Raw genomic sequence first — 978 nt, 5'->3', positions numbered from 1 at the left:
AAAGCGCACTTAAAAAGCAGCCGTAGAGAAATAGTGAGTTATTCGCTTGTAGTAGAAAACTCTCTTGCTCCCATAGTTGCAAAGGAACCTGAAGAGAGCCTTCACTGCTCACCTTCACAAAGTACTCTTGAGGCTGCCCGGCAGAGAGCTCAAGTGGTAAAACAAAAGTAGGAAACTCGATGGGTCTTTGTGCAAAATTGAATCGGTCTCCGGTTTCGACAAGTTTTTTTAGAGTCACCGAATGAGAAGGTGAACCTGGAATGCTGTGAAACAACTGTATATTATCTAGCTGGCTATAGTTGACGTGTAGGTAAGCGGGTATATCAACAGGCGTCTCGTTTTGTACAGCAAAGCGAAACCAATAAGCACTACTTGAAAAACCAAAGTTGGCACGACCTTCAGGTAAAGATTGCCATTGAGTATTCTGTATTGTGTGGATATTCCCAGGCGTCAGTGAGTGGTCTTTATCTTCAAAATATACAATATGATTGGCTAGAACTATGTTTTCGGTACTGTGATCAAAGCTGATTGGCTGATTGCTAGCCAGCGCATAAAAACTGAAACCAAATAATAATATGAGAGATAAATAGAGCTGTTTCATTTAAACATTTCTTCTTGGAAAATTCGAAATTTACCTTCTTGTCTGAGCGCTTCGAGCCCGGCATTCAGAATATTTAGATAGTATTGGCTGTCTGGCTGGGTTTTGGAAAATAAAATATAGTTTTTACCTTCACTGAGTGCTTTAGTGTTGATTCCGATCGATTCTATTTCAGCTGGTGAAAAGTTTCTATGAAGCAGGTACTTTCCTGTGAATTCAGAGATAGGAAATAAGTCGATTGTTCCGCTGATTAGTTTTCGCAAGTTATCTATATCTGTATTGCTAATTGACACTCTTAACCTGTCTTGCTTGTATAAACGCCAAAATTCATCGTTATAAGTATAGCTCCGCGTAGCGCCAATTTTTAAACGGCCTAGTTC

General features: G+C 39.8%; 1 protein-coding gene and 1 pseudogene. Both read right to left on the bottom strand.

The window, feature by feature from the left end:
- The coding region (locus A3761_RS24300; protein WP_156492095.1) for a 7TM-DISM domain-containing protein at positions 1 to 601 on the bottom strand (601 nt) is incomplete at its 3' end.
- A pseudogene (locus A3761_RS24295) lies at positions 598 to 978 on the bottom strand (transporter substrate-binding domain-containing protein); the annotation flags it as partial. The gene A3761_RS24300 and the pseudogene A3761_RS24295, both read right to left, overlap by 4 nt.

This window comes from Oleiphilus sp. HI0123 (assembly GCF_001635315.1).
Note: the sequence above shows the minus strand (reverse complement) of the source record. Positions and strands in the feature narration are given on the sequence as shown.